Raw genomic sequence first — 22,617 nt, forward strand, 5'->3', positions numbered from 1 at the left:
AGAACTTCTATTTTTGAATCATCAAAAGCGTAAAAAATAATTTATCAAAAACTGTAACATTTTACTTGACGCTCACAGCAGTACTTGATGCACTGCAAAAATACTGACAACTTTCCTAATTAGTATAGTCATTCATGTTGAATGACTAGCATACATAAATTTAAGGTGACAATCATTGGTTCCCCTTATTAGATACCATCGCAAAACTCTGTAATATCAATACTTACCTCTATTTTACCTCCGTTACTTTTCTTCCCAGTTTTACTATTCGTTACGAATATTAGTAACTATTATACAAAGTAATGTACTTATTCAATAGTTACTTACACTAAAAAAACAATTATCATATTAATAGTTACTAATAATAGATAGTATGACAAACACTAGCTGTTCCTGCATTTCTTTGACTTGATTGTTCCATTCTTCTACCTAGTATCTATTATAAGTTACCATTAATCGTTACCATATCCTATTTGACTAGGTGACTATCTTCATTCTTCCTCATAAACAGAATAACTAAAGTCAATATAATCCTCCAGCTTTGCATTTCCAGACTGATTCATGCCCCATCCATATCGCTGGTAATCCTCCCCTCCATCCAGAAAAATAGCCCCACATTTACATCTTTTAAAATCATAAGTATGTATTGATTCAATTATATCGTTACATTTTTTACAACGAACCTTGTTAACTAATACTCTTTTCATCAAATACCATCCTTTCTAACTACTATTTGCGTACGGCTAAATATCCATGATATTAACACTAAATATATAGAAACCATATCACAAAAAGAAGCTTCCTTTTTTGGAAACTTCCTTTTAATCAATACTTTACAGAGTATTTATTATTATGTTCATGTTTTTTAATCCATCTTTGAAATCTGTTCAAATTAGATAAAGTTAAACTAAAGTGCTGGGCAGCGGTACGAGTTCGGTTCTCATCCCAATTCCTTGTTATGCATTCAAAGACTTCATCCATTCGAATACTTTTACGATTATTTGTAGATGCCTTATAGTAACATGCAAAGAGGAATGTTACATTTGCTAAGGGCATTGTTCCTCTTCTTATTTCAACCATGATACTTTGGGGAACTGCATAATATCCATATTGTTTTACCAACATAGCTGGTACTTCTTTACCATCATCAATCATATAACGGATAATATATTCACCACGATTAATGCTAACTTCCAAATCTTCAAATAAAGCTTTTGGTATTTCTAATACACTTGTGCTTTTAACCATTGCTTTCTTGATATCCCCTTAGTCGATTTTTATAGTTATACGATTTGCCTTATTATAAACTGATTCAGCTCTTCTTATAGATTTCTGCGTTTCTTTTTCAATCAGTTCCAACTCAGCATCATATGCTACACCCTGATTCTCCAATGTGACTCCAAATGATTGACTGATATAACCTTTTGCTCCCAAGAGAGCCATAATCTCATTAGTTAGTTCAGGCTTAAATCCTTCATGCACTTGATCTGTCATAGTTTTTTCATCGCTAGTTTTTACAGCTGCTACAATTTCTATAACCAATTTTCCTTTGTATAGATTCATTGAATTCTTTGACGACATTATTCTAAACAACTCCTTTACTTTCTAGGCATTAATAAAGTATCAACAAAAAAAGAGAATGCATCTTTAAATGCAACACGATAGGTTAACTTACTCTGATGAAATACCTGTTGGAAAATATTCGATTTAAGGTCTTCAATAAGATTATTCTTTGCTTCTTCATCAAGATCTTTAATAATTGTCGATAGCTTCTGTTCTAAATCCTGATAAATACCATCTATAAACATCTCATATTCTTCACTAGTTATAATATTTTCCAAACGACTTTCAATCAGTTGATTAACTAATCTTGGGAAACCTTCAATCATCTTAAATCACCTCTTTATTCCTATAATGAATATATTCATAATACGAATATAACATGATATCTATTGATTGTAAAACTAGAAAATAATACGATAAAGGAAATAGAATGAGAAGGGAAATTAATTAATGAACGATTTACGGGCTGGAAAGTTGATACGTAGGTTAAGAAGAGAAAATAAATTAACAATGGTTGATTTTGCAAAGCAAATTGGTCTTTCTCAACCTTCTTTATCACGAATAGAAAGCGGCAATCAAGAGATCACCTTCTCCTTATTAGAAAAAATATGTAAGGCACTTAATATATCAATGGGTGATTTTCTATATGCACTGGAAGGGGAAAGTAAACTACAAAACATTGAATTATGTGAAGAAGACGATGTAAGTACAGAAGAGCAACTAGATACTATACTAATTAAAATGATTTCATCGTTATCCCTTGAACAGAAGAAAGGATTATATACGCTGTTGTTACCATATACTAAGGACTAGGGAATGACACATTTTTCGTTGCTGAATCTCTACGTATATTTTAGTGTAGTTTGGTTGCTAGATAATAGTCTGGTGACTATAATAGATATGTCTATTAGTATTACAAGATTGATTAACGCCACGATGAATATTTCTGGTGTTGGTACAATTTGTAGTTCTAGAAAACGGAAGTGTCATAAAATGGCACTTCCGTTTTCTTTTTCAATTATAATTTCTTTTATTTAATTTTTATATTGCATAGGTACTAAAGACAAGGAACCAGATAGACCACCTATATCTTTGGTTTTATCTTTAATAGCATTGCTTTGTCTTCTTCTCTTAAAATATCATCTTGGTGTTTATTTAAATCTTGAATCCAATTTGCTTTTTTCATGGCCCATACATATTCATCTGTTGTTTCATCTAATTCAGCAGAAATGTATTCTTTTATTAGTTTAGAATAAAAATAGTTTACCGAGCTATTCAACAAATCCTGAGTTCTTTTATATTCCCTTTCTCTCCGCTCCCTGAGTAATTTCCTCTCTTGTTCTTCTTTTTGTTTTTTCTCTTCTGCAATGATATGATCCCTTTCTTTTTCATCAATGATTTCTGGTAGTAAAAATATATATAAGAATACTCTTCTCAGTAAATCTTCAGGTGTTGTAGTCTTAGTTTGTTTTATTAATTTTTCGTATCTACCCCATTTATACCAATAAACTTTGTAACCAACTTCAACGTTTATTTTCCCGGTTGTTTCATATTCAAATGTATGATAGTCTGAATAATTTTTATCATCCGGAGAAAGCATTATCTTTTTACAAGGTAGTTTAAAATTCAATGTAAAAGTATATTTTTTATACAATACTTCTGTTTCATCATACTTACTAACAATCTTTGCTCCTGCCTTTTCAAGTGCTTTAAATAAACTATCAATAAAAGGTAAAATCTCTGGAATAATTTCACCAGAGGCTGAATTTATTCTTAGTCTATCTTCTCTATAGGACTGAGTTTTTTTGCGGTATTTTACTATTTCCCTATGGGGTTTACTAGACAAATTTTTATTAACCTTTAACGCGTTATAAATATCTGTTAGGTTTTGTTGCTCAGTCCCTAAGTATGAAAAATAGGTCGGCTTTTCTTTTTTCTTTATAAGTGAAGTGACATTTGTTTCAGTAGAAATACTATTGGGCTTTTCGTCATTTACAGTTTTTATAACTTTTTTAGGTGCTGGAGCATTTTGCTTTTTAGCCTTTGCGAGAGCAATCATACGATTATCTTTTGGATTTGGCAACGCTGGCTGAACTGGCTTCTTTCCCATATATAAGCTACTCCAATAAGAGGCTGTAGGTAGTGGGATATCATTACTAGTACATGCATTTTTCAATTTATTATATGGAACACTTAGTTCTGTTGCTGTCTTAGTAATCCCCATATTCCACAGCTTTTCATATAAATCTTTCCTAGAGATTGATAGCATTCATTTCCCCTCAATTCATCCTTTACCTCATTTTATATCCACCTAAAATTTCAATCAAATTTATCCAAAATCCAAATAAAATAAAAATATTTTTGATTTCCTCTTAAAATATCATTTTTTCGCGGTTATCATGTTTCAGCAAATGACGAGCAGACTGTTATTTGTGTCATAAAATCACAAATAGATAAGGGGAGATCATTAAATTATGATGAAAAATGAAATGTTAGATTACGATAAAGATTACAGACTTAGACTTGCAACAAGTAAAGAGTTAACAAAAATAAAAGGCTATGACTTTCTAAATTACCTAACAGACCTAATGGTTAAATACTCTGATTCTATTGGAAAAGGATTTTCTATTGAAATGGAGGGGGAAAGATGACAGTAAAGATTGAAATGTCAGGGCTGCAAGTTAATATGCCAGTAAAATATATAAGAGCTTATGCTTATGTTCGTATTAGCACAAATAAACAACTAGATAACACATCGATTGAACAACAAATTGAAGCAATAGAAAAGTATTGTAAGGAAAATAATATTATTCTTGTAAAAACATATGTAGAGGAACCAGCATCCGGGGAGAGTTTTTCAAATAGACCTGAGTTTAAAGAGATGTTTTATAATGTTTTCCAAGAGGAGAATAATATTGATTCCCTCATCGTATTTAAACAAGACCGCATATCACGCAATTCTTTAGATTCTCAATATATCTTTAACCGTTTAAAAAAGGCTAACAAGAACCTAATTTCAATAGCTGATAATATCGACACAAACGATCCTAACTCAAAGCTTATTTATCAGATATTAGGTATTATTGCAGAAGTCGAAAAAGATCTAATCGCTTTTCGTACATCACTAGGTATGGAAAAAACCTTTGAAAATGGAGACTTCAACGGTGGAAGGGTATTTGGATATAATTTAGTAAATAAGAAATTAGTTATTAACGAAGATGAAGCAAGAGTAGTGAAATACATTTTTGATTGTTACTCTAACAAAATGTGGGGTTATCGAAAAATAGCTAGTAGTTTAAATATGCAAGGTATCAAAACCAAAGAGGATAATTATTGGTCTATTACTGCTGTTAGAACTATTCTCAATAATAAAATCTACAATGGTTATGTTAAATGGAAAGGTAAATATAAAAAAGGGAATCATTATCCTATTATTAGTGAAGAGCTTTGGGAAAAAACCCAAAAGCTTTTATCACTACGTAGTTATACCCAAGAAAAAAAACACAACGGCTCTTTTCCGTTATCAGGTCTATTAAAATGTCCTACTTGCGGAGGAGCGATGGTACAAGGAAATGCAAACAAAAAATACAAATATTACGTGTGTAGCCGTTTTAAAAACAGTGGCTCTAAAGCATGTAAGTCGAATCTTGTAAAAAAGGAGTATGCAGAGCAAGAGGTTCTATCACAGGTTATGGGGTACCTTAAAAGTTTAAACCTCTCTGTACCATTACAAACAGTTGTTATGGATAACCTAAAAAGTGAACTTGAACCAATTGAAGAGGAACTTAAATTACTAGAAAAAAATTTAAGAGAACTAAAAAGAGAGAAGCAGGATCTCATACAACTTTATACGAAGAAAATAATCGACATTGATACACTTAGTGATGAAATGAAAAGAGTTCAGAATCAAGAAAGTGAACATAAGGAATTTAAAATACTACTAACAAATCAGATAGAATTAAAGAATAACAATGACTTATTACCAGTAATTAACCGCATTGCTAATGATTTTAATTCATTTTTTAACTTATTAGACGACTTTGATAAGAAAGAATTACTTCGGTTGCTTATCAAAGAAATTCAAGTAAATACTGGAGAAAAGCCTAAAGATCGAACCATCAAAAAAATAGTCTACGAGTTTGATCAGAAGTTATTTAAAGAGATAAATAATGAACTTGTTTGACAACTTGCTGGCATTTTACTGTAGATTTGAACAATTTTTAGTAGGAAGCTCAATTAGCAGTCTATTTTCTAGCAAATAGACTGCTAAAATTATAATCTTATTATTTTCCCTCTTCTACAAATGTAGTAGTCAATAGAAACTCTGACTTTAAAGCAGGTTTAATATCATTTAATATGACTAAATCTATCGGCTTCTGAAAGTGATCTTCTAGGCTTATTTTTAAGTCCATGTAATTATCAAAAGATAAATCCGAGTCGTTAAATTCTACTATTACATCAATATCACTGGATTCTTTTTGTTCATCGCGGCTGTAAGAACCAAACAAACCAACTCGCTTAACACCGTGTTTATCTCTCCAAGTATTTAGGTTTTTTGATAATTCATCAAGGATTGCTTGTTTCGATAACATATTATCATCACCATTTTCCGACATTGGTTTTTTATTTTCGTTATAATTCCGAACCCATTAACAAATGATATAAGTCCTAATAATACTCTACCATTAATTACACATTCTACTGAACCGCAACCAGCCAAATTACTATTAAATTGCTGTTATTCCTGTAAAGGGTGAGATAGTTTAAGTGTATTAATTAAAGCTCCTATAAATAAGGAGCTTTATCCTGCACAACAAGATAATTTTGATACATCCTTATCAAATGTAAGGGCAGCTAATTTTATTCCCTCTGCCGATGTTAAATATGGAGCAAAGCTTTCTTTTAAATCCTCTACGGTTAAGCCAAATTTAACGGCTAATGTCGCTGCATAAATCACATCTCCTGCATTTTCAGCTACGATATGAACCCCTAATACTTTTAACGTTTTTGCATCAGCTACAAGTTTAAATACACCTGTTGTTTCCCTATTTACTATCGCTCTTGGGACTGCATCTAACGGTAATACTGATGTTTTTACTTCATAGCCTTTTTCTTTTGCTTGTTCTTCCGTTAAACCAACTGTTGCAATCGATGGATTTGTAAATATAACGCTTGGAACAACGGATAAATCTATTTTTTTATTTAATCCACCATCTGCATTATCTGCAACAACTCCACCTTCATAGGCTGCTACATACACAAATTGCGGTCCTAATGTCACATCTCCTGCTGCATAAATCTTTTCATTACTTGTTTGAGCAAATTCATTTATCAGTATTTCCTTTTGTTTTCCAACATCAACACCTGCAGCACGTAAATTTAAAGAATCCGTATTTGGTTTTCTTCCTGTTGCAATAAGTAACTGCTCTGATTCAACGACTTTTTTCTTACTGTTTACAGTTAGATAAACCTTTTTTATCTCCCCATCTTGTTCGACACACTCATATGTTGCTCCTTTGATAAGGTGTATACCCTGTTCGATTAACATTTTTTCTACTGTTTCAGAAATTTCCGGGTCATACTCTTTTAATAATCGCTCACTTCTTTGTATAAGTGTTACTTCTGAACCTAAATGATGGAAGAGTTGCCCAAGCTCAATCCCAATATATCCTGAACCTATCACCGTTAAACGTTTTGGAACTTTCTTTAATTCAAATAGCGTTGTACTTGTTAAATAATCAACTTTATTAAGTCCAGAAATCGATGGGATAGAAGGAGAGGCCCCTGTTGCAATTAAAAAGCGTTTTGCAGAAAGTTTTGTTCCATTTACCTCAATTGTATTTTCATCAACAAAGCTTGCTTCTCCCTCAATTAAATCAAATCCATATTCGTCTATTAAATCGACATATTTTTGATTCCGAAGTTCACTCACTAATTCGTTCTTTTGCTTGATTAAAGGAGCCAATTCCACTTCTCCAGCAGATGTTTGTAAACCTATAAACGGATTTATCTTAGCTAAATGATTGATTTCCCCTGCTCTAAGAAGGGTCTTGGATGGAACACAGCCAATATTCACACAGGTCCCTCCAATCGTTCCACGCTCAATCATTCCAACTTTTGCACCGTATTCAATAGCTTTAATTGCAGCAGAAAAAGCTGCACCACCAGAACCAATAATAAGAAGATCATAATTACCTTTAGTACCTAACACCACATTTTCTTGTTGTAGTAACTCTTCAATTTCTCCAGTTTGATAATTTGCTTCGTTAATTGCCCTTTTTGCACTTTCAACCTCTATACCATTAGGCAATTCAAATACTACTTCACCGCGACGGAAATTTGCTTCAGTATTTTTAGCACCTATACTTTCAAGTGCTGACTCTACGTGTTTTTCACAGCCTGTACAAGTCATTCCTTCAATATTTACCTTATATTTATTCATAATAAAGCTCCTTTCATTAATCTCTCATGTTAAAGTTTCTATTATTGGACACGCATGTAATTGCTTTTCATCAGGACATCGTTGTTTCAAGTCACCTAACATAGTTTCAATTTGTTTTAAATCCTCTATTTGCTTTTGAACTTCCTCTTGTTTTCTAGAAACAAATTCAAACATATCTTGGCAACGGACTTCATCTTTATCTACAACTCCAAGTAACTTGTAGATTTCACCTAAAGAAAAACCAAGCTCTTGTATTCGCTTGATGAATCCTACACGCTTAACGTCATAATCTGAATATAAACGATAACCAGTTTTTGTTCGGGAAGGTTCCTTTAGTAAATTTTTTCGTTCGTAATATCTAATCGTCTCTTTGTTAACTCCACATTTATCTGCAAACTCACCAATGCGATAAATCACTATTTTCACCTCAATAAAATTATAAACCATGTACTACAGTACATGGTCAAGTAGATATATATTATTAAAATTTCCCTACTAAAGTATTCTCCTTCAATGAAAAGTGGTTTTTTATTATAAAATTGCCCCCACTAGTAAATGGTTAAGATAAATTTAAAAAGGTTGGAAGTTCTCCCTACCTTTTATTTCACTTATCAGTCGTTTTATGATTATTGTTTTCCCTTTTTAAAACTCTGATAATTCTTATTCCCACCAGACAGGTTAAATACCTCTTTAAAACTCATATTAATTAATACATTCTGAGCCGCATTACCAGTAACACCCTTTTGTTCAAGGGAATAAACAGCTGATGCAACTCTAGTTAAATCTGGATCGACACTCGGTCCACAAACACCTGTAGAACAACATTTTGCTGGGTCAAACATTTCTACCTTTTCATCATGAACAACTTCTTTATTGATGTATAGTTATATACTTATATAGAAACCGAAAAGATAAGGCTTGCGTATCAACATGCCTCATCATTCCCTATTATTCACCTGTTTCAGCAAATCGCTTAATCCGTTCTCCTATTTCATCCCGAACGCGCTGAAACACTTTCCAAACTTCTTCTTCCGTACCTTCTGCTTTGGCTGGATCGTCAAAGCCCCAATGTTCACGTTTTACATGAGGTGGTGTCACTGGACAGCGGTCTTTGGCATCTCCACATAATGTTACCGCCAATGTTGCGTTATTTAAAAATTCTTGATCAATGGTTTCCGATTTTTGAACAGAAATATCAATTCCAGCTTCCTTCATTGCTTTTACCGCATTTGGGTTTAGTCCATGTGCCTCAATCCCTGCACTTCTAACTTCCCATTCATCTCCGAGATATTTTTTCGCCCATCCCTCTGCCATTTGACTACGGCATGAGTTCCCTGTACATAAGAAATAAATTGTTTTTTTAGCCATAATTCATTCTCCTTTTTAAAATAGTAGAAGTGTTAGATAAAGACCTACTAAAGTAATAAAAAGTATTGGGATAGTTAAAACAATCCCGGTTTTAAAATAGGTTCCCCATGAAATTTTAATTCCTTTTTGGGAAAGTACATGGAGCCACACTAAGGTTGCTAGTGAACCAATTGGCGTAATTTTTGGTCCTAAATCCGAACCAACTACGTTAGCATAAACAAGCGCTTCTCTTAATACACCAGAAGTATTCGTTTCAGCAATGGCTAATGCATCAATCATTACGGTTGGCATATTATTCATAATCGATGACAGGAAAGCAGCTATAAAACCCATTCCAACTGTAGCAACGAATAATCCTTGTTCAGCCACAGTTTGAAGAACACTTGCGAGCGCAGAGGTCAGCCCGGCATTTCCCAATCCATATACGACGACATACATTCCAATTGAAAAAATAACGATATTCCACGGAGCGCCTTTAATAACTTTTTTCGTATTAACAGCGGCACTACGTCTGGCCATTATGATAAAGAATATAGCTATGGCCCCAGCAATAATAGATACTGGTAAATTTATGAATTCGCTACTAAAATAGCCAATTACTAATAATCCGAGAACATACCAAGAAAGGCGAAACATCTTTATATCGTTTATTGCTTCTTTCGGTTCCCTAAGTTTCGATAAATCATAATTCTTAGGGATACTTTTTCTAAAGTAGATTAGTAATACCGAAATGGTTGCAATTAGTGAAAATAAGTTCGGAATAATCATCCGCGAAGCATATTCAACAAATCCAATGCCAAAGAAGTCTGCAGAAACGATATTTACTAAGTTACTTACAATAAATGGTAATGAAGTTGTATCCGCAATAAATCCACTTGCCATAATGAAAGGGAATATCATTTTTTCTTTAAAATTCAAATTTCGCACCATTGCAAGAACAATCGGTGTTAGGATAAGTGCCGCTCCGTCATTCGCAAATAATGCTGCAACAACTGCACCTAAAATACTAATGTAAACAAACATTTTTATTCCATGACCTTTTGCTACCCGTGCCATGTGCAGTGCTGCCCATTCGAATAATCCAATCTCATCTAGTATTAAAGAAATAAGGATAATTGCGACAAAGGATAGCGTTGCATTCCATGTGATGTCAATTACTTCAAGAACATCACTGAATCCTACTACCCCTACTAATAAGGCAATTACAGCTCCACCCATTGCGGACCAGCCAATGTTTAAGCCCTTTGGCTGCCATATTACTAGTACTAGGGTTGCAATAAAAATTAATATTGCGAGTATAAGCGTTGTAGACAAAATAATACCTCCAATTTAACAACAAGAAATTCGTGTACCATTTTCTTCAAGTTCTTTTAATTTGTAATCTTGATTAGGTAATTGATCAAGAATAGGTTTAATAAATGAATAATATTCATTTTCCTTATCTACGGAGTAAAATATCCATTGCCCTTTTCTTTCTTCCTTAACCAATCCTAAGTCTTTCAACTTACGTAAATGCTGACTAATCGATGGCTGACTGACTTGAAATATTTCAACAAATTCACAGACACAACAAGCTTGATTATCAATTAATTTCATAATCGTTAATCTTGTTTTATCACCCAATAATTTTAAAATAACTGCAGCCTTTTCCATTTCAATGGTTGTTTGCAGCACATCATCTCCTCCTTATAATTTCATTACAACATTAGCATATAACTATTTGCTTATATATACAATAAAATATTTCATTAAAATGTGACATTTAAAATGATGTTTTATTCAACAACCTGTATCAATAATACATAAAGCACGTTTAGCAATAATGCATGTATAATTATTGATGTCTATTTTACTTTATGTATTAAAGTTACAAACCAATAATATTTCTCAGTTACTAAAAAACTTAAAGTCGTTACTCTGTGGTAAAATGGCGTGAATAACAGTTATCTTGTCGTTGGGGTGATTATGAAATGGGTTTATTCGAAAAGATGTATACATTTATTATTTTCTTAGCAGTAATCATAGGCATAAGTCTAGGACAATTAGAACCAATAAGAACGAGTGCAGAGAGTTTTATTGTACCGTTATTAATATCAATGCTTTATATTACCTTCTTACAAATTCCTTTTGAAGAAATAAGAAAGTCTTTTAAAAACTTAAAGTTCACATCTACTACAGTCATCATGAATTTTCTCTGGACACCTCTTTTAGCGTGGCTATTAGCTTTACTATTTTTAGGTGATAACCCTGCATTATATATTGGTTTTATCATGTTAATGGTTACTCCTTGTACTGATTGGTACATAATCTTTACAGGTTTAGCAAAGGGAAATGTTGCTTTATCAACTGCTATTTTGCCTTTAAATTTACTATTACAGGTTTTCTTACTACCCGTTTATCTTCTAATTTTCGGTGGAACTACAGGATTTATTGAACTTTCCTTTTTGGTTGAAAGTATACTGATTGTATTATTCATCCCATTAGCTTTATCAGTCTTAACAAAAGCATTATTGAAAAGTAAACAACAGTTCGCTAAAAATCTATTATCGAAATTAAGTGCGCTACCAATTATTTCTCTAAGCCTTGCAATCGTTGCAATGTTTGCTTCTCAAGGACAATTACTACTTGATAACCTAAATTTATTGTGAAAGTTAACAATCCCTATTCTTCTATATTTTGTAATAAACTTTATCGTTGGCCGGAAAATTGGGCAGCTTCTGAAATTCTCGCAATCTGATAAAGTCAGTTTGAATATGACCACTTTAGCTAGAAATTCACCTATAGCTTTAGCAATTGCTATGACAGCATTTCCGGATCAACCTTTAATTGCTTTAACATTAGTTATAGGTCCATTATTGGAATTACCTATACTTGCTATTATCACTCAGATTTTATTGTTTATCTCTAAAGGTAAGACCACATAAGAGAAAAAAAGAACACATCAAATTTTAGCTTATGATGCGTTCTTTCTATTCTATCCTGTGTCTCCATATTAAATAAATTGGTTTACATCTTCTTTAAAGATTCTCCCTTTAATTATCGGATATATTTTAAAGAAGTGAAAATAAGTCGTTGAATGTACCATTAACTGTTCAACACATTAAAATCTGTTACAACAGGAATCCCTTTTGTTAATGCACCAGTTTTGTCAAAAGCAATCGCTTTTAAGGCACCCATTTCTCCTAGATAAATTCCGCCTTTGATAAGCACACCTTTTTTAGCTGCATTTCCAATTGCTGAAACAATTGAAATAACTAATGCACAAGGACAACCAACGACAAGAACAGCTTGCCCTTGATAAGCCCAAGTTCCCCAGCTCCCACCAAATAATAATAGGTGTATAATATTTTGCAAATTTATCTACAAACGCTTGAGATGGTGTGCGTTCATCTTGTGTTTCTTCTACAAGGTGAATAATTTTGGAGTTTGTTGTATTTCTAACTAGCTCTGTTACTTAAATTTTTTTTGTATTCTTTCTTTTATTCTCTACTCTCTCCTTCTAGGTCAACTTTGTAGTTCTCCTTCCCTTTTCATTAAAATTTCAGAAGTGCATTAATCTTGGTGATTATTCCATAGTAGTAGCAACGAATGTTTATTGTGTCAGATAGAGTTATACAACTTACCTATATATATGTAAATAATAGCAAGTACCTCTCCCAATTCAACTACTAAAAAAGAACCTACCCGATTTGGATAAGTCCCTAATTTAATAATTATTCTACTGATGACAATTCACTTTCCGTTACCCACTTGTGGTTTTTTACTTCATCTCCTGTATCAGTTGTTACAAAATCAACCATATATACCGTTGTTTCTTCGGCAGAATCAATAACTGCATCAGCCCCGTTCATTCCTTCCATATGATCCGTATTTAAGGTCACCTCAGTACCCGGTTCAAAAGGTTCATCTCCTGCTTCTTCAATCTCTTCATGAATAACCCATTTATGATTTTCTACTGGTTCTCCACCAGTCGTTGGCGTGTAGGAAACAGTATATACCGTGGTATCATATGCTCCAACGATTGTTGCCTCTGCACCTTTCATTCCCGGCATATGATCGGATTCAATAATTGCTTGGCTGCCAACCTCATAAGAAGGGTTGTCCGCTTCTTGTAAGCCTTCGGGAATTTCGCCAGTGCTAGAATGGTTCATACCAGAATGATCCATGCCTTCCATATCTTCATTGGTATCAGATTCCTCCATATCCATTTCATTATTATTAGCCACATTTTTATTAGATTCGGTTTCTGTATTCTCCTCTTCATTTGCACCTGCACATGCAGATAAGATAAGTACTGTGAATATAGTAATTATCCCTATTACGATTTTTCTACTTTGCATTTAAACAATCCCTCCTAATAAAATAAAGCTTGCTTATATTCTAACCAGTAAATTTGCAGATTATATGCAGACCTTGCAAAACGTAAATTACGAATATTTCCAAAATAAATCTCCATTCCTTTTCCAAGTGGATTACAAAAGGTTATAAAAATACAATGTCATTTAATATCAATGACATTTCAGTAGAATAATCCATTTATACTCAACATCTAAATTTAATAGTGATTAGTTTTTACTCCAATTATGCATTATTTCTCGATATTTGTTCGGTATGATAATTGCGACGATAGATTGAATGGCAAGGGAAGGAGGAAAATGTATTAAAGGTAATTTTCTAACTCGTGGTGATTACAACTAAATAACTCATCAGAAATCTAAAATGCAAAAACCGAAATGATATTTTCAACAACTTATACTTGACGAATAAAGGAGCGAACAAATGAAAAAAAGTATATTGACAGGTGCAGGCTTGTTACTAATATTGACGGGTTGCACAAACATCACAACAGAACAACAGTCTGTAGAACAAACTATGGAATCTGGAGAAATGCAACATGAAGAAAATATGGATATGAACCACGGGGACATGGAAGGTATGGAAGAACACATGGACCATGATAATATCCCCCCTCTTCAAGCCTCCAAAGGAACTCAGGAGTTAGTAATACCACCCCTGCTAGAAAAACAGAAGGAATCAGATTTCGATTATGAGGTGGTCGCACAAGAAGGCACGACGCAATTCTTTGATGGCTCTCCAACCAATACTTACGGATATAATGGGAATTTGTTGGGTCCGACTTTACAGTTGAAAGAGGGGGAAACCGTTAAAGTGAAGGTCCGGAATGAATTAAACGAACCAACAACCTTTCACTGGCACGGTCTTGAAGTACCGGGAACTGAGGATGGTGGTCCGAGTGATGTAATTCAGCCGGGGGAAAGTAAAATCGTCACCTTAAAAGCCGATCAGCCGGCAGCGACATTGTGGTATCACCCACATCCACACAAATCGACTGCTGAACAAGTTTTCAAAGGGCTTGCAGGAATGCTCTACGTGGAGGAGACGGATGAAGAAGCTCCTGCTTTGCCACATACTTATGGTGTAGATGATATCCCTCTCATTTTTCAGGATCGTCTCTTTGACGAAAACAAGCAACTGGATTATAAAAATCTGATGAACAGTGATGGAACAATCGGAGATGTATCGCTCGTTAACGGTACGATTAATCCGAAACTGACTGTGACAAAACCGCTGATGCGTTTTCGAATCCTAAACGGCGCGAACGCCCGAAATTACACGTTCCGTTTAAGCAATGGGGCCACATTTACTCAGATTGCTTCAGATGGCGGGTTATTGCATGAACCGGTTGAAATGGATGAGATTACGCTGTCCCCATCGGAGCGCGCTGAAATCCTAATTGATTTTTCAGCGATGGAATCCGATGAGCCAATTGCCATTACTGATGAAGAAGGTAATGCTCTGTTGCCTTTTGATTTGGATATCGACGGCGGAACGGAAGAAATGGAATCCATATCTTGGACCGATGACACTACCTTCCTTAAAGAAGAAGAAAAATCCTTACCGGTCTCCAAGAAGATCGAACTGTTTGGAATGATGGATAAGGTCACCATAAACGGCAAGAAATTCGATCCTGAACGGATTGACTTGCGGCAAAAGAAAGGAGTTTCGGAAGTTTGGGAAGTTTATAACAAGCCAGACGAAATGGGGGGAATGATACATCCATTCCATATTCATGGTACTCAGTTCAAAATCATATCGCGTGATGGAAGGGAACCAGCTCCGAATGAACAAGGGCTGAAAGATAGTGTTCTTATTGAACCGGGCGAACGAGTAAGACTGCTCGTCACCTTTCCAGAAGAGGGAATCTATATGTACCATTGCCATATTCTAGAGCATGAGGATAACGGTATGATGGGGCAAGTAGAAGTATACTAATTTTACGGAATAAACATTAAGAAGGGCTGTACCGATTGTTTTGGATTACGTACAGCCCCTTTTTATTTTGCTGACAATTCATCCTAAAACGTTGGTTAATGCCAAGAGATTTTAGGTATCCTTGAAATAATCTACTGTTGCCTTCGAAAAGTTCCACTAAAAATATTTATATAACAATTTTAATTAACCGTTTATAATATTTTCATATGATATAGTAAAAGTAAATTGGTACTTAAATCACTTTTTTGGTTCAGAGAAAAAGTGAAGTCGAGGTGAGATATTTTGTGTTTTTCCTATAGTTTTATTGAACAACAAACTCATGAAATGTCCAAAAAGATATGGGAAAGCTCCTTATACAAATTAATTAGGGTTGACTTTGCAGGTGGCAACTGTTTTGAAGTCCAAAGTAGATTAAATGATTGGGTAAGTCTTGAAACGGAAATGGGGAACAAGTCCGCTTTAATTACAAAAGTTATTTTGGAGGACTTAGAAGGAAAGCATTATTCTATTGAACCGAATGACAATGGGGTAAGATTTGCAAAAGGAGAAATCACTTATAAAGAGTATAAAATTCTTCAAAAGAAAGGGAATGCTCTTTGGATTACAATTTTTATTGTTGGGATTTTAGTATTTTTTACGTTGATGTCAGTGTTGGTAAAGTTTGTTCTTTAATACTATCTAATTTCTAATGGTTAACATATTGGTTCCCTTAGTGAAAGTAACATTATTTATCCAAATTTGAAACCACCCTCACACCTTATTAAATGTATATTAAAAGGCTGGTCTTCTCTATGAAAACCAGCCTATTTCGTATATTTAGGCAACATCATAGCCTTGTTCTTCAATAGCTTCTTTCATGGCATCAACATTTACTTTCGATTCATCAAAAGTAACATCTACTTTGCCAGCTTCTAAATTAACTTCAGCAGAGGATACACCATCTAATTTTTTCAATGCACCTTCAACTGACATTTTGCAATGACCACAAGTCATACCTTGTACATCTATTGATTTATTTTCCATACTGTTTTCACCTCCTTTAAAGGATGTTTTTATAACTTCACTCGTTTTAGACGGAGTGAGTTAGTAACTACACTTACAGAACTTAATGCCATTGCTGCACCAGCAATCCAAGGCGCAAGTAATCCAATAGCCGCAACTGGTATTCCAGCCGTATTGTAGCCGAAAGCCCAGAATAGATTTTGACGGATATTTCTAATCGTTGCATGACTGATTTTAATTGCCTTCGGTATAAGCAATAGCTCACCACCAAGAATCGTAACATCAGCAGCCTCAATTGCTACTTCTGTACCAGTCCCAATGGCAATCCCAATATCCGCTGTAACAAGTGCAGGTGCATCATTAACACCATCCCCAACCATTGCAACTTTCTTACCTTGTTCTTGGATCTCTTTTACTTTAGCTGCTTTTTCTTCAGGTAATACTTCAGCGATTACCTGATCAATTCCAACTTGTTTTGCTATTGCTTTGGCTGTTCGTTCATTATCACCTGTTAGCATAAACACTTCTATTCCTAAATCTTTCAATTGCTTAATAGCTTCTGGAGCCGTTTCTTTTATAGTATCTGCAACAGCAACTGTTCCCCGGTACTCACCATCAATAGCAATCAACATCGCTGTCTTACCATCTGTTTCATAATTTATTAATTTTTCTTCATAACCTGTTGTATCAATTTGATGATCATTCATTAACTTTCTATTACCAACAAGAATGTTTTTTCCAGAAATTGTTGCTTCAATACCATGACCGGGTATCGCTGAGAAATGATCTACATCCAAGAAGTCGATGCTATTCTCTGTAGCGTATGCCACAATAGCTTCTGCAAGTGGATGTTCGGATCCTTTTTCTGCACTAGCCAATAATTGTAATGTTTCTTCGTCACCTGAAAAATCTGTTACTTCCGGCTTTCCTTTTGTGATTGTACCCGTCTTATCAAGCACAATTGCTTCTAATTTATGTGTCCCTTCCAGATGTTCTCCACCTTTAAATAAAATTCCACTTTCTGCTGCTTTTCCTGTTCCAACCATAATTGATGTTGGTGTTGCAAGTCCTAAAGCACATGGACAGGCAATAACAAGTACAGCAATTGCTGCAACCAAAGCAGGTTCTAAATGACCCGGTTGTACTAAAGTAATCCATATAATAAAAGTAAGGATAGCAATACCGACCACTATCGGAACGAAATAACCTGAAATAACATCTGCTAATCGTTGAATTGGAGCCTTTGAACCTTGGGCTTCCTCCACGACCTTGACAATAGATGCAAGGGCCGTATCTTTGCCTACTTTTGTTGCTTCCATTTCAATGGAGCCATTTTTATTAATAGTAGATCCAATTAATTTTGCTCCTGAATCCTTTTCAATTGGAATTGATTCTCCTGTAAGCATGGATTCATCAACCGATGTTCTTCCTTTTACAACCATACCATCAACAGGTATCTTTTCTCCCGGCTTGACAATTAAGTGATCCCCAACGACAACTTCTTCTACAGGAATCATTAATTCTTTACCATCTCTAATTACACGAGCTTCTTTTGCTTGTAAATTAAGCAATTTTGATAAAGCATTTGTTGTTTGACTTTTGGCTCTCGTTTCTAAATATTTACCAAACAAAATTAACGTAATCAAAACGGCACTCGTTTCAAAGTATAGATGTGGCATATATTCTGGATTGCCAATAGTCTTGAATGCTTCGTATAAGCTAAAGAAATAAGCCGCACTTGTACCTAATGCAACAAGTACATCCATGTTTGCTCCACCATTACGTAGGTTCTTATATGCTCCTTCATAAAATTGCCATCCGATGATAAATTGAACGGGTGTTGCTAAAGCAAATTGGAACCAAGGATTCATGAATATATCTGGTATACTCATTCCTAATAAATGAACAAGCATCGTTAATAATAATGGTGCAGATAGGACAGCAGAAATAATTAATTTCTTCTTCATATTTTTTAATTCTTTTTCTTTATATGTTTGTTTGTCTTCGGCTTTTGCCTTTGGTTTTGCATCATAACCAATATTTTTAATTTTATCAATTAGGTCTTTTACATCAACGATTCCGGGATTATATTCAATAGCCGCACTTTCTGTCGTTAAGTTTACAGTTGCAAGTTTCACTCCTTCTTGTTTATTTAATACCTTTTCAATACGGTTAGAGCAAGCTGCACAAGTCATCCGAAAGACATCTAGTTCTGTTTTCTCCGTTAGAACACCGTAACCAACATTCTCTATTTTTTCCGATATATCCTCAATAGAGGTTTTTTCTGGATCATAATCTATCGTTGCCTTTTCTGTTGTTAAATTAACTTGGGCCTTGACCCCATCCATTTTATTCAAAACCTTTTCAACACGATTAGAACAAGCTGCACAGGTCATCCCTGTTACACCAAGTGTAGTATGATTTGTTTCACTCATAACAATTCCCTCCTTACTTAGAAAACTGCTTCATGACATTCAATAATTCTTCAATGGTTTCCTTACCTTCACCTTGTTTGATAGCATCACTAACACAATGTTTAATATGTCGTTCCGTGATAGAAAATCCTACATTTTTTAATGCCGATTGAATGGCACTTATTTGTACTAAAATATCTACACAATAACGATCATCTTCCACCATTTTCTGTATTCCACGAACTTGACCCTCAATTCGTTTTAAACGATTAATTATTTTTTGCATTTCATCTTTTGTTCTTGGTTTACTCGGATGATCATGTAAGAATTTTTCCTCCAAATGAATCACTTCCTTATCTTTATATATTTACGATACCCCCGTATAGTATTATTGTCAATGGATAAACTTTATATTTTGTTATATTTCCCCTATTATTTAACAATCACATTAAAACGCACTTTCTATTAATATTTTGAGATTCTCTTTCTTCATTATTACCTTTGATTAATATTTGCTGAAATCTGCACAAAAAATGGACATATTTTTTATATGTTATTTAATGGATAAAACTATTAAGGGCAAAGTGAGTGAATAAATATGTTCGATCTTTTTAATGAAATAGCCATCATGCTAAATGGACCACTTCAGCAAATTGCATATGGATATGAACACATACCGCTACTATTTGCATTTTTTCTTGGGTTAATTGGCGCAGTTGCTCCCTGTCAACTTACAGGTAATATTAGTGCAATGACTATTTATGGGAATAAATCATTAATCGAAAAAGTCCCTTGGTTACACGTATTTCTATTTGTTTTAGGTAAAATATTCGTTTTTTCAATTATTGGTTTAGTGATTTGGTTACTCGGAAAGGAAGTACACAGTACTCTTACACAAATGTTCCCGATTCTAAGGAAATTAATAGGACCATTACTTATACTAGTTGGTATATTTATGCTCGGATTATTTAGTTGGAGGAAAACCGGGAAAATGTTTAAAATCCCTACTAGGCTTAGAGACAGCTATCTAGGAAGCTTTTTAATGGGTGCAAGTTTTACGTTAGCATTTTGCCCTACTATGTTTGTATTATTTATACTAACCTTAATGCCAGTTGTATTAGAAACATCATATGGATTTGTATTACCTTCTGTATTTGGAATTGGAACCTCTCTCCCACTTTTATTAATTATTTTTCTTATTTGGTATTTTGGGGCAAGTGGGATTATATTAAAGAAAAGCAGAAAAATAGGTTCACTCGTTCAGAAACTTGCAGGGGTTATTATTCTTGTTATTGGTATTCTGGATACTTTAACTTACTGGTAAAAGAGGGCGGGTTATGTTTAATAAATTATCCTTAAAAATTGGACTATTATTCTTTGTATTCATGTTAATTATCGAGGTTTTTGTTTATTTTATTCTATATACAAATATAGCAAATGAACGTATTGATGAAGTAATGAATAGTTTATTAGCTCGTGCCAATACACATAGTGCTGTCTTGGAAAATAACTTTAATTCATCCACGTTGGAGCATGTTGCTATCATGGAGTCAGAATCGGAATTTGCTGTTATTATTACCGATGCCAATGGTAACATCATCATTAATTCCGATCCTGTCGAAAAAGAAATGTTTGAAGTAATTGTTCATACGGATTATAAGGATATACCCAATTTAGGAAAGGTAGTAGAACAACGTTGGTCGGAAAGACAATATATAGCAGTTGATAGTCCCATTACGATTGATGAAGAACATCAAGGGCATGTCTTTATGTTTGCTAATACCAATATTGTAAAAAATATGGTTAATCATTTGAGTGATCAATTTGTCATAGTTGGACTAATCACCATTGTTTTAACAATCTTTACCGTTTTTATTCTTTCTCGTTTTATTACGTTACCATTAATGAAAATGAAAGAAGCAACGGAACAACTAAGCAAGGGGAAAACTCAAGTGGAATTACATAAGGAACGAAAAGATGAACTAGGAGAATTAGCTGGTTCTATCATGAGGTTATCAAGTGATCTTGAACGATTAAAAAGTGACAGAAATGAATTTTTGGCAAGTATCTCTCACGAACTTAGAACGCCATTAACCTATATAAAAGGGTATGCAGATATCATAAGTAAGCAAGACATAACAGACGAAGAAAGAAAGGAATATCTGGATATTATACGTGAAGAAACAGAGCATTTAACAGTCTTGGTTAAAAATTTATTTGACCTAGCTAGAATGGATGAAAATAAATTTGTAATTAACCGAAAAAATATTATCTTTAGACAACTAATTCAAACGATTGAAGAACGAATTGCTCCAGTATTAGAAGAAAAAAATATTACACTTTCTTCTTCATGCCCAGTAAATATCATAGGTAATATTGATCCCGATAGGATCCAACAGGTATTATTGAATATACTGGATAATGCCAGAAAACATACACCCGAAGGAAAGTCTATATCATTAGAAGTAACCCAGAATGAAAGAGAAATTACTATAACTATTTTAGATGAAGGAGAAGGAATTCCAAAAGAGGAATTACCTTATCTATTTGAACGGTTATACCGTGTAGAAAAATCGCGTTCCAGAGAAAGTGGCGGAACGGGATTAGGATTAGCTATTGCAAAGGAAATTATAGAATCCCACGGAGGGACGATTGAAATTGAAAGTGAACTTGGGAAAGGTACAAGGGTTATTATTCAATTAGCAAGAGGTGAATAAAATGGTTAAAGCTCTGTTAGTAGATGATGAAAAACGAATGCTAGATTTATTAGCATTATATTTGAGACCATATAATTACATATGTAAAAAAGCTATTAGTGCAAAAGAGGCATTATCGTTTTTAAAAGAAGAGACTTTTGACATTGTACTTATCGATATTATGATGCCTGAGATGAATGGTTGGGAATTATGTCAAGAGATAAGAAAAGATTCGGATATCCCCATTATCATGGTAACCGCTCGTGAACAGAAAGAGGATATTATTAAAGGCTTAAAATTGGGTGCAGATGATTATGTAACAAAACCGTTTGACGGGGCTGAGTTATTAGCAAGAATAGAAGCTGTATTACGTAGAATGAAACCTGCGAGGAAGATTGAAGTAAATGATCTTTTATGGAATGAAGATGAGTTTGAGTTGTCATATAAAACTAATACAATAAAGTTAACACCAAAGGAATTTACCATGCTAGGTTATTTTATGAGAAAACCAAACCAAGTGTTTACTAGGGAACAATTAATTGAATTAATTTGGGGATACGATTCACACACAGAAGGAAGAACGGTTGATTCCCACGTACGGAACATGCGAGATAAAATTCGTCAATCTGGATTTCCAATCGATGATTATTTAAAAACTGTTTGGGGTGTTGGATATAAATGGGTAAACAAGCCTTCATTATAGGAATAAAAAGGTCTTTAATACAATTATAAAAGAAGACCTTTTGTTTTGACACAAATCTTTTACATAAAATCATAGCCTTATTCAATACTGTACAGGGGTATAGTATGATATAGTATGGATAGAAGGATGAATAAT

General features: G+C 33.9%; 24 protein-coding genes and 2 pseudogenes. 9 read left to right on the forward strand and 17 right to left on the reverse strand.

Annotated features, from left to right (window positions below; all coding sequences use genetic code 11):
* Positions 1–491: 491 nt before the first annotated feature.
* From ABU914_RS12920 to ABU914_RS12935, 4 genes are all read right to left on the reverse strand, one after another.
* A complete protein-coding gene (locus ABU914_RS12920; RefSeq protein WP_379670142.1) occupies positions 492–707 on the reverse strand; it encodes a DUF7695 domain-containing protein in 216 nt (71 codons plus the stop codon).
* Between the two features lie 118 nt (positions 708–825).
* Entirely contained in the window at positions 826–1,248 is a 423-nt protein-coding gene (locus ABU914_RS12925; protein ID WP_379670143.1) for a hypothetical protein, read from the reverse strand.
* A gap of 18 nt (positions 1,249–1,266) precedes the next feature.
* The gene (locus tag ABU914_RS12930; RefSeq protein WP_379670144.1) at positions 1,267–1,581 is read right to left on the reverse strand and encodes a hypothetical protein; all 315 of its coding nucleotides are present in this window, start codon (positions 1,579–1,581) and stop codon (positions 1,267–1,269) included.
* Between the two features lie 17 nt (positions 1,582–1,598).
* Positions 1,599–1,889 (reverse strand): hypothetical protein, encoded by a 291-nt coding sequence (locus ABU914_RS12935; RefSeq protein ID WP_379670145.1) that lies wholly within the window; start codon positions 1,887–1,889, stop codon positions 1,599–1,601.
* Positions 1,890–2,013: 124 nt separating this feature from the next.
* On the opposite strand from ABU914_RS12935, the gene ABU914_RS12940 reads away from it, so the two are divergent.
* Positions 2,014–2,376, forward strand: coding sequence for a helix-turn-helix domain-containing protein (locus tag ABU914_RS12940; RefSeq protein ID WP_379670146.1), 363 nt, complete (start codon positions 2,014–2,016; stop codon positions 2,374–2,376).
* 271 nt (positions 2,377–2,647) lie between these two features.
* Here the strand turns inward: ABU914_RS12940 and ABU914_RS12945 are convergent, their stop codons facing one another.
* A complete protein-coding gene (locus tag ABU914_RS12945) occupies positions 2,648–3,832 on the reverse strand; it encodes a hypothetical protein (protein WP_379670147.1) in 1,185 nt (394 codons plus the stop codon).
* A 205-nt stretch (positions 3,833–4,037) separates the two neighbouring features.
* Between ABU914_RS12945 and ABU914_RS12950 the strand changes: the two genes are divergently transcribed.
* Positions 4,038–4,214, forward strand: a complete 177-nt coding sequence (locus tag ABU914_RS12950; RefSeq protein WP_379670148.1) for a hypothetical protein — start codon at positions 4,038–4,040, stop codon at positions 4,212–4,214.
* A complete protein-coding gene (locus ABU914_RS12955; protein ID WP_379670149.1) occupies positions 4,211–5,746 on the forward strand; it encodes a recombinase family protein in 1,536 nt (511 codons plus the stop codon). Before ABU914_RS12950 ends, ABU914_RS12955 begins: the two co-directional genes overlap by 4 nt.
* A gap of 100 nt (positions 5,747–5,846) precedes the next feature.
* On the opposite strand, the gene ABU914_RS12960 is transcribed toward ABU914_RS12955, so the two are convergent.
* From ABU914_RS12960 to ABU914_RS12990, 7 genes are all read right to left on the reverse strand, one after another.
* A complete protein-coding gene (locus tag ABU914_RS12960) occupies positions 5,847–6,155 on the reverse strand; it encodes a nucleotidyltransferase family protein (protein ID WP_062351127.1) in 309 nt (102 codons plus the stop codon).
* A gap of 209 nt (positions 6,156–6,364) precedes the next feature.
* Positions 6,365–8,005 (reverse strand): mercury(II) reductase, encoded by a 1,641-nt coding sequence (gene merA / locus ABU914_RS12965; RefSeq protein ID WP_040037805.1) that lies wholly within the window; start codon positions 8,003–8,005, stop codon positions 6,365–6,367.
* A 24-nt stretch (positions 8,006–8,029) separates the two neighbouring features.
* Positions 8,030–8,422 (reverse strand): mercury resistance transcriptional regulator MerR, encoded by a 393-nt coding sequence (gene merR / locus ABU914_RS12970; RefSeq protein WP_379670150.1) that lies wholly within the window; start codon positions 8,420–8,422, stop codon positions 8,030–8,032.
* A 209-nt stretch (positions 8,423–8,631) separates the two neighbouring features.
* Positions 8,632–8,883 (reverse strand): arsenic metallochaperone ArsD family protein, encoded by a 252-nt coding sequence (locus ABU914_RS15525; RefSeq protein ID WP_483880154.1) that lies wholly within the window; start codon positions 8,881–8,883, stop codon positions 8,632–8,634.
* Positions 8,884–8,953: 70 nt separating this feature from the next.
* Positions 8,954–9,373, reverse strand: coding sequence for an arsenate reductase (thioredoxin) (gene arsC / locus ABU914_RS12980; protein ID WP_040037803.1), 420 nt, complete (start codon positions 9,371–9,373; stop codon positions 8,954–8,956).
* A 15-nt stretch (positions 9,374–9,388) separates the two neighbouring features.
* Entirely contained in the window at positions 9,389–10,687 is a 1,299-nt protein-coding gene (locus ABU914_RS12985) for an arsenic transporter (protein ID WP_040037802.1), read from the reverse strand.
* 15 nt (positions 10,688–10,702) lie between these two features.
* A complete protein-coding gene (locus ABU914_RS12990) occupies positions 10,703–11,047 on the reverse strand; it encodes an ArsR/SmtB family transcription factor (RefSeq protein WP_087941717.1) in 345 nt (114 codons plus the stop codon).
* Between the two features lie 296 nt (positions 11,048–11,343).
* Between ABU914_RS12990 and ABU914_RS12995 the strand changes: the two are divergent.
* Positions 11,344–12,297, forward strand: a pseudogene (locus ABU914_RS12995) (arsenic resistance protein).
* A 166-nt stretch (positions 12,298–12,463) separates the two neighbouring features.
* Here ABU914_RS12995 and ABU914_RS13000 read toward each other — a convergent pair.
* Positions 12,464–12,815 (reverse strand): annotated as a pseudogene (locus ABU914_RS13000) (cation-transporting P-type ATPase); the annotation flags it as partial.
* 271 nt (positions 12,816–13,086) lie between these two features.
* Positions 13,087–13,713 (reverse strand): YdhK family protein, encoded by a 627-nt coding sequence (locus tag ABU914_RS13005; protein WP_379670151.1) that lies wholly within the window; start codon positions 13,711–13,713, stop codon positions 13,087–13,089.
* Positions 13,714–14,152: 439 nt separating this feature from the next.
* Between ABU914_RS13005 and ABU914_RS13010 the strand changes: the two genes are divergently transcribed.
* The gene (locus tag ABU914_RS13010) at positions 14,153–15,667 is read left to right on the forward strand and encodes a multicopper oxidase domain-containing protein (protein WP_204798080.1); all 1,515 of its coding nucleotides are present in this window, start codon (positions 14,153–14,155) and stop codon (positions 15,665–15,667) included.
* Between the two features lie 282 nt (positions 15,668–15,949).
* Positions 15,950–16,339 carry a hypothetical protein gene (locus ABU914_RS13015; RefSeq protein WP_040037995.1) on the forward strand — a complete coding sequence of 130 codons (390 nt, stop codon included), beginning with the start codon at positions 15,950–15,952 and terminating at the stop codon, positions 16,337–16,339.
* A gap of 144 nt (positions 16,340–16,483) precedes the next feature.
* Here ABU914_RS13015 and copZ read toward each other — a convergent pair whose 3' ends face one another.
* From copZ to ABU914_RS13030, 3 genes are read right to left on the reverse strand one after another with little or no spacing between them, the layout of a single operon-like run.
* The gene (gene copZ, locus ABU914_RS13020) at positions 16,484–16,690 is read right to left on the reverse strand and encodes a copper chaperone CopZ (protein WP_379670152.1); all 207 of its coding nucleotides are present in this window, start codon (positions 16,688–16,690) and stop codon (positions 16,484–16,486) included.
* Positions 16,691–16,719: 29 nt separating this feature from the next.
* Positions 16,720–19,104, reverse strand: a complete 2,385-nt coding sequence (locus ABU914_RS13025; RefSeq protein WP_379670153.1) for a heavy metal translocating P-type ATPase — start codon at positions 19,102–19,104, stop codon at positions 16,720–16,722.
* Between the two features lie 13 nt (positions 19,105–19,117).
* Positions 19,118–19,369, reverse strand: coding sequence for a metal-sensing transcriptional repressor (locus ABU914_RS13030; RefSeq protein ID WP_046128617.1), 252 nt, complete (start codon positions 19,367–19,369; stop codon positions 19,118–19,120).
* A gap of 312 nt (positions 19,370–19,681) precedes the next feature.
* On the opposite strand from ABU914_RS13030, the gene ABU914_RS13035 reads away from it, so the two are divergent.
* From ABU914_RS13035 to ABU914_RS13045, 3 genes are read left to right on the forward strand one after another with little or no spacing between them, the layout of a single operon-like run.
* Entirely contained in the window at positions 19,682–20,407 is a 726-nt protein-coding gene (locus ABU914_RS13035) for a cytochrome c biogenesis CcdA family protein (RefSeq protein WP_062351115.1), read from the forward strand.
* A 13-nt stretch (positions 20,408–20,420) separates the two neighbouring features.
* Positions 20,421–21,800 (forward strand): sensor histidine kinase, encoded by a 1,380-nt coding sequence (locus tag ABU914_RS13040; RefSeq protein ID WP_379670154.1) that lies wholly within the window; start codon positions 20,421–20,423, stop codon positions 21,798–21,800.
* Between the two features lies 1 nt (position 21,801).
* Complete coding sequence (locus tag ABU914_RS13045) at positions 21,802–22,482, forward strand: response regulator transcription factor (RefSeq protein ID WP_062351111.1); 681 nt, start codon at positions 21,802–21,804, stop codon at positions 22,480–22,482.
* Positions 22,483–22,617: the final 135 nt, after the last annotated feature.

Origin of the sequence: Pueribacillus sp. YX66, assembly GCF_041725775.1 — a bacterium.
Classification (GTDB): Bacteria; Bacillota; Bacilli; order Bacillales; family UBA6769; genus Pueribacillus.